This window comes from Agathobaculum ammoniilyticum (genome assembly GCF_025567315.1).
Classification (GTDB): domain Bacteria; phylum Bacillota; class Clostridia; order Oscillospirales; family Butyricicoccaceae; genus Agathobaculum; species Agathobaculum ammoniilyticum.
On sequence record NZ_JAOQJE010000008.1, the window covers coordinates 120,524 to 129,970 of the forward strand.

9 protein-coding genes are annotated in these 9,447 nt (G+C 50.7%); 7 read left to right on the forward strand and 2 right to left on the reverse strand.

Going from position 1 to position 9,447, the window contains the following annotated elements; all coding sequences use genetic code 11:
- The first annotated feature begins 271 nt into the window (after positions 1 to 271).
- From OCV66_RS10250 to groL, 7 genes are all read left to right on the forward strand, one after another.
- A complete protein-coding gene (locus OCV66_RS10250) occupies positions 272 to 1,450 on the forward strand; it encodes an acyl-CoA dehydrogenase family protein (protein WP_054327869.1) in 1,179 nt (392 codons plus the stop codon).
- 44 nt (positions 1,451 to 1,494) lie between these two features.
- Positions 1,495 to 2,673: a CaiB/BaiF CoA transferase family protein gene (locus OCV66_RS10255; protein WP_147574255.1), complete on the forward strand. Its 1,179-nt coding sequence runs from the start codon at positions 1,495 to 1,497 to the stop codon at positions 2,671 to 2,673.
- Between the two features lie 48 nt (positions 2,674 to 2,721).
- Positions 2,722 to 3,924 (forward strand): CaiB/BaiF CoA transferase family protein, encoded by a 1,203-nt coding sequence (locus OCV66_RS10260; RefSeq protein WP_082397281.1) that lies wholly within the window; start codon positions 2,722 to 2,724, stop codon positions 3,922 to 3,924.
- Positions 3,925 to 4,023: 99 nt separating this feature from the next.
- Positions 4,024 to 4,317 (forward strand): 4Fe-4S binding protein, encoded by a 294-nt coding sequence (locus tag OCV66_RS10265; protein ID WP_054327873.1) that lies wholly within the window; start codon positions 4,024 to 4,026, stop codon positions 4,315 to 4,317.
- Positions 4,317 to 4,733 (forward strand): acyl-CoA thioesterase, encoded by a 417-nt coding sequence (locus OCV66_RS10270; protein WP_054327874.1) that lies wholly within the window; start codon positions 4,317 to 4,319, stop codon positions 4,731 to 4,733. Before OCV66_RS10265 ends, OCV66_RS10270 begins: the two co-directional genes overlap by 1 nt.
- 35 nt (positions 4,734 to 4,768) lie before the next feature.
- Positions 4,769 to 6,415 carry a BCCT family transporter gene (locus OCV66_RS10275; RefSeq protein ID WP_054327875.1) on the forward strand — a complete coding sequence of 549 codons (1,647 nt, stop codon included), beginning with the start codon at positions 4,769 to 4,771 and terminating at the stop codon, positions 6,413 to 6,415.
- 92 nt (positions 6,416 to 6,507) lie between these two features.
- On the forward strand, positions 6,508 to 8,142 hold the full coding sequence (gene groL, locus OCV66_RS10280) for a chaperonin GroEL (RefSeq protein WP_054327876.1): 1,635 nt from the start codon (positions 6,508 to 6,510) through the stop codon (positions 8,140 to 8,142).
- Here the strand turns inward: groL and tnpB are convergent.
- The gene (gene tnpB / locus OCV66_RS10285) at positions 8,092 to 8,709 is read right to left on the reverse strand and encodes an IS66 family insertion sequence element accessory protein TnpB (RefSeq protein WP_147574256.1); all 618 of its coding nucleotides are present in this window, start codon (positions 8,707 to 8,709) and stop codon (positions 8,092 to 8,094) included. The genes groL and tnpB overlap by 51 nt on opposite strands.
- A 510-nt stretch (positions 8,710 to 9,219) precedes the next feature.
- Positions 9,220 to 9,447, reverse strand: a 228-nt coding sequence (locus OCV66_RS10290; RefSeq protein ID WP_262564417.1) for a hypothetical protein, incomplete at its 5' end; no start/stop codon positions are given.

Here is a 9,447-nt window from a genome sequence, read left to right on the forward strand (position 1 = left end):
TAACCTTTCAGACTGCGTATAATTACGCTGTTTTTGCACAGGGCGGCATGTAAAAAAATCTAGAAAAAATAGAAAGTGCAGAATGACATTTACTAATGCACAAATTAGGGTATGTATTTTTGTTCAAACATACAAATTGCATAAAAGATTGAGGAAGCACTTGATTTTTTTTTGGAATATTTTATAATAGAATCATCCGAGAGCGGACGAACAAAACACGGATAAACCGAATTCGGACGAATTGATTTCATTTCAGAAAGGAAGCATATTTATGGATTTCAAACTGAGCAAAGAGCATCGCGCGCTGCAGGAAAAGGCAAGAGAGTTTACTGAGCAGGTCCTGTTCCCGTACGAGATGGAAGTTGAGGAGAACAACGGTCTGAGTCCTGAGAGCCATAAGTACATTAACGGGCAGGTAATGGAGTGGGGGTTCAACGCTACCAACCATTCCAAAGAGCACGGAGGCACCGGCTACACCTTGTTTGAGCAGGCTCTGATCAGTGAGCAGCTTGGTATGTCCACCGGCGCTATCTGGGACGCTGTTCCGCAGCCGTCTTTCCCGATGAAGTTCGGCACCAAGGAGCAGATCGAAGAGTACCTGATCCCGACCTGTCAGTGCAAGCGCCGCGATGCATATGCAATCACGGAGGCGGACGCTGGTTCTGACCCGACCATGTGCCAGACCACCGCTGTTAAGTGTGACGGTGGCTACAAGATCAACGGCGAGAAGTGGTACGTGACCGTTGGTAACATCGCTGACTACCTGCTGGTTCACACCCACATCGACGGCGACCCGAACAAGGCGACCGTATTCTTCGTAGAGAAGGACACCCCGGGCGTAAGCATTAAGCGCACCCCTGAGTTCACCCACCACTTTGCATTCAAGCATCCGGAATTCCTGTTCGAGGATGTAGTTGTAGATGAGTCCAAAATCCTGAAGGGAATTGGCGAAGGCTTTAACATGACCAAGGATTGGTTTGTGGAAGCACGTCTGGGTATTGCGGCTCGCTGTGTAGGCGGCGCTGAGCGTGTTTTGAAGGAAGCCAACGACTTCGCTGCGAACCGTGTACAGGGCGACCGCGTCATCCGCGATTATCAGGTCATCGAGCATATGCTGGTTGACATGACCATGGACATCATGGCGGCCAAGAGCCTGCTTTATCGTGTATGCTGGGAAATTTCGGGCGATATGGATCGCAAACTGAAGCATGCCCGTGCATCTGCGATCAAACTGTGGTGTTCCGAGATGGTAAACCGTGTAACCGACAAGGGCGTTCAGATTTTGGGTGGCCGCGGCTACATGCGCGAGAATGCTGTCGAGCGTCTGTGGCGTGACCAGCGCGTTGACCGTATCTGGGAAGGCACTTCCGAGATCCAGCGCAACGTCATTGGTGGCCAGATTAAGAAGCGCGGCATCGAGCTCTATACTGGCTGGGCTTACGAGGAGTAATATTTTCCGTGAGGCTTGCTTCTTACAGTAATTAGGAGGTTGCTATGTTCCCTTTAGAAGGAATAAGAGTTCTTGACCTGATGACACTTTCCGGTTACTGCGGGATGGAATTGGCTGATTACGGAGCAGAGGTGATTAAGGTGGAGTCTCCCAGTGGAGACCCGCTGAGAACACTGGCACCATTAAAAAATGGTGCCAGTGTTCATCATGCCTTTCGTGACCGCGGAAAGAAGAGCATAACGCTCGATCTGCGGCATCCGGAAGGGAAGGAGATTTTCAAAAAGCTGGTGGCTACGGCCGATGTTGTTCTGGAAAATTTCCCGCCCAAAACAATGGAAGAGCTTGGGCTCGGATATGATGTGTTATCAGTCATCAAACCATCTCTTGTATACGGACGCATTTCCGCATACGGTTCCACAGGCGACGAAGCGGATACCCCGCAGTTAGATCTGATTGCGCAGGCGAAGAGCGGCGTGATGCATTTTACTGGTTTTCCGGAAAAACCACCCACCCGCATTGGCTTTGCGATATCGGAGCACTACGCGGCTAGCTTCCTTTCCTCTGCTGTGTGCTTGGCGGTTTATCATGCCAGAGAAACCGGCGAGGGGCAGGTAGTGGAAACGACACTTTGTGGCTCGGCTGTTGCCATCACTGAAGATAAGGTTATCACCTACGGCGCGGAGCATGAGGATCCGATGCGTACCGGTAATGCACACCCGCTGATCAACCCTTATGACATCCTGAAATGTAAGGACGGCTATGTGGCGATGGGGATTTCGTCCGACGCTCAGTGGGAAAAGTTCTGTAATGCATTCAACTGTCCGAAGGAATGGACAGAAGATGAAAAATACTGTTCCAATCTGGTGAGGGGTTACCACTATTTCGGTGATCTGCGTGTTAAACTGGAGGATCTATTCTCGGGTTACACGATGCAGGAAATTGCCGATATCTGCGATCAGGCACTTATCCCGGGTACGATGTGCAGTACCACCAAAGAAGCACTGCAGCAGCCGCAGTTGCGTGTAAGAAACATGATTGTTTCTGTGAATGATACCGACCTTGGCGAACTTGAGATGCCGGGCAAGCCGGTCAAGTTCTGCGGAGAGGAAGAGGAGCCGCTGTCTGCGGCGCCCGAAATCGGTGCGCAGAATGAGCAGGTCTATACCTCCCTTGGAATTGATGCCGCGGCGATGGAAAATCTGCATAGAGAAGGCGTCATTTGAACGGTAGTATTGGATAAGCCTGAGATCATGAGTTTGGGGGAGTGAAAAATGAAGAAGGGACCTCTCAAAGGAATTAAAGTTCTTGATTTTTCTCAAGTTCTATCTGCACCGTTCTGTGGCATGATGCTGGCAGACATGGGAGCAGACGTAATCAAGGTAGAGCGGCCCGGAAACGGCGATATTTCCCGTGAATACGGCCCGTATGTCAACGACATCAGCCTATATTTCTGTCAATATAATCGCGGCAAAAAGGGAATTGCAATTGATATGCGTTCGGAAGAGGGCAAGAAGGTTGTCCTTGATCTGGTTGCGCAGGTAGATATTGTCATTGAGAACTTCAAGGCAGGCACGTTGGAAAAGCTGGGGCTCGGCTATGACAAGATGGTGGAAGTCAATCCCAGTCTGATTTACGGATCTATTTCTGGATTCGGTACATATGGTCCGTTGTCCCACCTGCCGTGTATGGATATTATCGCTGCTGCCCGAAGCGGTCTGGTTGCGCAGAGTGGTCAGGCGGGCGATGCCCCTATTAAGCCTGGTTTTTCCATGTGCGATACATGGGCGGGGTTGCAGATGATGCGAGGCCTGTCGATGGCGTTGCTGTATAAGCAGAAGACCGGCAAGGGGCTTCGCGTTGACATCGCAATGCTCGATTGTGCGTTTTATATGTGTGAAGCTCCTGTCCTAGAGCATTCGGCGACCGGCAAGTTCACCGAAAAGTCCGGCAACCATTATGTCTGGTATGCGCCCTATGGCGAATTCGCTGCCAAGGACGGCAATGTTGTCATTGCCGTGAGCAGCGAGGGGGAGTGGAAAACCCTCTGCTATACGCTTGGGGTGGATGATCTGGCGGCGGATCCGAGGTTCTGCAATAACGAACTGCGTGTGCAGAACAGAGATGCGCTGATCGTGGAACTGGAAAAAGCAACAGGTGCAATGGGAAGATATGATGTTGAAAACAAACTCCATGAGGCTGGCGTACCCGCTGCTGCGGTGCAGTCGCTTCAGGAGTTTGACAATAACCCGCAAACAAAAGCACTGAATGTAATTACCCAGATCAATCAGCTTGGCGTAGGGGAATACACTGTGACCAATACGCCTATCCTCTTCAGCGAGACTCCGGTAGATCCGGACGCTTCGACGGCCGGATTCCCTGGTGCGAACAGCATCGAAATCTTGAACAGCCTTGGCTATGATCAGGAGAGGATCGACAAGTTGCTCGCAGAGGGTGCAATACACCAGGCAGGTTGATGATCTATCAAAGGTAAAACGATCCATCTGATATTCATGGCTTGGTGTATACAAGGACATTGAACGTTGGATGGATTCTGTTTTGAAGGGGATTTTGTTGTGGAAGCTGTTGAACTGATTTCTCCGGACAAGGAAAAATGCGTAAAATGCAATGCCTGTGTGGATATCTGTCCGATGCGTGTCATCGGCGTGGATGAAGAGGGCTATCCGCATGCGGTTGGAAAAGCGTTTTTGACGTGTATTAACTGCGGCTATTGTGTGGATGTCTGCGCTCCAGGTGCATTGAAACACAAGGTCCGTAAGCGTTCGGCTAATTCTGCTGCCGCGCTGCGTGCGGCAGTAAAACGCCTGAACAGATCCAGAGAATACAGAAAAAAGCGAGGAGAGCCATAATGAGGCGTGATTGCTTTTACTTTTGCCCTCCGTTTCGTGTTCGCTACGGCGAGGTAGACCAGCAGGGCATTGTTTACAACGGTAATTATGTTGCATATACCGACTTGGCGTTTGAGGAATTCCTCCGTTCCAAGGGATACTCCTACCGAGAACTGGCAGAAAAGCATGACTCTGAGGTATGTCATAAAAAGTCTACCTATGAATTTGTTTCCAGCGCATATGCGGGCGACATGCTTGAAGTTGGTATCAGCAAGATCAAAATCGGCAAGAAAAGCTTTACCATACAGTTTGAGATCTATCATCAAGGTGAGGATGACCTGATCCTCCTGTGTGAGTCGGTATATGTAGGCTATGATGTGGAAAACCGCACCAGCCGCCCGATTACTGACTTGATGAGAGCGCTTTTGAGCTCGTAAAACCTACCACCGTTATGAGGAGGCGAAATAGGAAGATGGGTAATGACTCCAAAAAGAATAAAAACGCTGATGTAGAAGTAGGCTTGATTATTGTTAGCGTAGCCATACTGGTTGCATTTATCATCTGTATGGTTGTGAATGCGGAAGGAACACTCAACACGATCATGAACTTCTTTAATGTCATGATAGATGCGCTGGGGCCGTTTTTCCTGCTGGTTGCGTTTATTTCTTTTCTGGTATCCCTTTATCTGGGCTTTGGCAAATATGGCAAGATCCGCTTGGGTAACTGCAAGCCGGAATACTCGAACTTTAGCTATTTTGCTATGATGCTGCTGGCGTCTCTGGCGTCTGCTGCACTGTACTGGTCGTTCGTAGAATGGGCGAGTTACTACCAGGCACCCGGCCTTGGCATGGAGCCGCAAAGCCTGGAAGCGCTCGAGTCCTCGCTGGCGTACCAGTTCTTCCACTGGGGCTTTGTCAACCAGTCCCTGTATACGATTGCCGGCGTGGCGATCGCTTACGGTGTGTATGTCAGAAAACTCCCTTCTTTCCAGACGAGCGCGGTATGCTGCGCAATGCTGGGCAAAAAGGTCAAGGGGAAGTCTATCATCGGCAAAGTGATCGACTTTCTGGTCATCTTTGGCATTCTGGGTGCGCTCAGCTCTTCGCTGGGTCTTGGTGTACCGCTGGCAACTTCTGGCCTGAATACGCTCTGGGGTATCGAGGCGACGCCGGCTGTTCAGATTGGCGTTATCGTATTCATCGCGCTGGTTTATACGTTTACCTCTTTCCTCGGCACGAAGAAGGGTATGCAGACGATCAGTAATATCGCTTCTGTCGTGTGTATCTTCTTCCTGCTGTATGTACTGTTTATGGGGCCAACGACGTTCATCTTCAAGAATATCGTCAACTCTCTGGGCTATCTGATTCAGGATCTGCCGCGTATGGCGCTGTTCACCGACCCGATCGCGAATACAGGCTTTGCAGAAAGCTGGACGATTTACTTCGTTGCTTTCTACCTGAACTATGTTGCAATGATGGGTATCTTCATTGCGAAGGTTTCCAAAGGCAGAACCATCCGTGAGATTGCAATCTACACCATTTTTATCATGTCCTTCGGCGGCATGTGCATCTTCGGCATCGACGGCAGCTTCTCGATTTATGCACATACCCAGGGTATGGTTGACGTAACCGGCCTGGTTGCAAGCGGTATTGGTGATGCAGCGATTTATGAGATTTTGAAGGCTCTGCCGCTGGGCTCGACACTTCTACCGTTCCTGATTTTGGTGCTGATCGTCGGTTTCGTCGCGCCGTCCATGGACTCCGCTTCTCTGGCTTTGGCGGAAACCGTAACCAAGCGCGGTACGCCGAAGATGGCGCTTCGCATCTTCTTCTGTGTGCTGCTGGCGATCATCCCGATGTCTGTACTGCTGGTTGGTGCTTCGTTCGACTCGATCAAGTACATTGCGATTATCATTTCCGCCCCATTCCTCCTGATTCTGGCCGGTATGATGCTTGGCCTGTTAAAGTGGCTGAAGGAAGACGAGCGCAGCGGTCTCCATGCGGAGATCATAGCGATCAAGGAAGCAGAGGACAGAGAGGGAACGATTGAAGAAAACGCTAATGTGCGAGGGGCCTTGCAAGAAGCGAGCGAGTGTGAGATAATAGAAAAGAAGGTTTAATCCTTTCCTAAATACTTTGTAAGTACAATAGGCATGCGGTGTTTTCCGCATGCCTATCTGTGCGAAAGCAGTCAGGGAGATGTAAACACAACATGGCAAGAGATTTATATTATGGCGATCAAGCTAGAAAGCGTCTGCAAGCGGGCATGAATCAGCTGGCAGACGCAGTAAAAACTACCATCGGCCCCAAGGGGCGCAATGTTATGGTCGCCGGCTTCGGTGACAGGGTTTTCGTTACAAACGAGGGATCGGCCGTTGTCAAGGACTTCGAACTGGCCGATATCACGGAAAATCTTGGCGCGCAGATGCTCAAGCAGGTTGCAGAAAAGACCAACGAGGCCGTCGGCGATGGTACCTCGACTGCGATGCTGCTGACGCAGGCGATTATCCGCGGAGGCACTCGCAATATGGCGGCCGGCGTGAACCCGATGGGGCTTCGCCGGGGCATTCAGGGTGCAGTGAATGCGGCTGTGCAGTCGATCGGCGAAAGCGCATACTTGCCGAAGGGCAAGGAGGATATTGTGCAGGTCGCTTCGATCTCCGGTGCGGACCGCCAGACTGGAGAGATTCTGGGAGAGATCATGGATCAGGTGGGTCAGGATGGCGTCATTACCATTGAAGATTCGCAGACTATGGATACCTCCTTTGAGATTGTGAAGGGCAGCCAGTTTGACAAGGGATACCTTTCAGAGTACATGGTTACTGATACGGAAAAGATGGAGGCTATGCTGGAGCATCCCTATATCTTGTTTACGGATAAGAAAATCAGCAGTTTGGGTGATATTATCCCAATTTTGGACAAGGTCGCGCAGTGCGGCAGAAAGCTGCTGATTGTTGCAGAGGATGTGGAAGGTGAAGCGCTTAAGGCTTTGGTGATCAATAAGCTACAGGGTGCAATTGACTCGGTTGCGGTGCGTGCGCCTGGCGTGGGGGAGCGCAAAAAGGCGCTGGTGGATGAGTTGGCTCTGCTCACGGGCGCGACCGTCGTTCGCGAAGAGACCGGATATGATCTGAAAAAGGCGACGGTAGATATGCTTGGCGAGGCGGAGAAGGTCACTGTCCGCAAGGACCGGACCATTATCGTCGGCGGTGCAGGCGACAAGGCAGCGATTGCGGAGGAGATAGAAAAGCTCCGCCGTATGCTGGCTGAGGCGAAAGATGAATTTGCAGTGGATCGTGCGCGGGAGCGTCTCGGCAAGCTGGCAGGCGGCGTTGCTGTCATTCGTGTCGGCGCGGCATCCGAACTCGAACTGAAAGAAAAGAAGGCGCGCGTTGAGGATGCTCTCAATGCTGTCCGCGCCGCGCTTGCGGAGGGTATTGTTGCCGGTGGAGGTGTTGCGTTCTGTAATGCGATTCCTGCGGTGCGCAAGTATGCGCAGCAGCTTACCGGCGATGAGCTTTCCGGCGCACAGGTTGTGATGGAGGCGTTAGAGGAACCCATGCGCCAGATTGCGCAGAATGCCGGATTTGACAGCGGCGTGGTTGCCTCGGAAGCAGTAAAGCAGGGAAATGGCGTTGGCTTGGATGTCATCACCGGAGAGTTTGTCCGCATGGCAGAGGTAGGCATTGTTGATCCGGCCAAGGTGACAAAGCTGGCGCTGAAGAACGCTGCTTCCATGGCGTCGGTATTCCTGACGACCGAGGTGGATGTCATCGACCCGATTGACGAGGCATGGCTACGTTCGGGCGGCAAGACCAGAGAAGAATCCAACAAGAAGGTTTACTAAGACCGAACAAAAACGTTTCTGGTAACCGTCAAGTAATCGGACGGATTGATAAACGGATTGATAAATAGTGTGGCGAGTTCGATAGTGTACCCATATTCCCGCTTCTTGGCCAATGGAAGCATCTTCCTCCAGACGTTTGTAGAGGAGTAAGACGCCGTCTTTTCCCAAATAGAAGGCTTTCATGCGGTCTCTGCGCCGGCCACAAAAAAGGAACAGCGTATTGGTGAATGGATCAAGTTCGAATTGCTGCTGCACCAGAGCCGCCCGCCCGTCAATCCCTTTTCGCAGATCCGTATATCCAACTGCAAGGTATAGCTCCATTGAAGTCACTGAGCATGAATCCCCCCTGCACAACGTCTCTACTAAAACTGCATCCGCTCTTGCGTAAATCTCTATTTCAGTACCTCTTATGCGGAGCGTGGCAACCGCCTCTTTTGATATCTCCGTTTGTGGTTCTGATGCTGACGACAACTGCGGCATCGGAAAGGCTTCTACCGGCGGCAATTCTGCAAAGCAAATCCACCGCCCCTCGTTTGAACCCGTTTGGCTTCCTATCAGCCGGTTCAAAACTTTTCTCTGCGACCTGTAGAACAGGCCGGTTGTGATTTGCCGTCCTGTGCAGAATTCCACTATACTCTGCACGCTTTGCCTTTATTCAGTGATGATTACTGCCACCTGTTCATGTTGGCCTCGGCTTTTGCCTCCCTCACCGTCATAATGTCCCCACTTTCCCATCACTGTCGTCACTGACGTATGTCATGGGGACATTATCGTACTCCCTCCACTATTTATCAATCCGTCCGATTACCTGACGGTTACTGCGATAAAATCAAGCGTACGCTGAAAATGAGATTCAGCAGATGTAAACACAGCGGGCCGCGGTTTTTTTATCTGGCCCGCTGCCTTTTCAACAAGACAATATTTCAAAAATTCTGCCGGTGTCATAATCGCCGGATTTTTACGCCAGATCCTAAAAAAACTTTATCGCCGGTAAGGAGTACATCGGCCTTTGCCTCAATCGCCGCCCGCAAAATAGGGCGGTCATTTACATCCCTGATTTATGTTTCCGACACGTTTTCATCTGTCGGGAACAGGACTAACGCCAAAGTCAGCAAGGCAACCGAAAGTCTGCAAATAAAACCTGTAAAGCATTGTTAAGAGGGAATTAAAAGAAACAGCAAATAAAAATGGGTATGACAAAAAAGACATCTGCAAAGTCTGCAAATAAAAAGTCAATAGGGGGAATGGAGAAAATGATGAAAAGAAAAAGGGCATACCCAAAGCGGCCAGATGGTAAAATGCGCT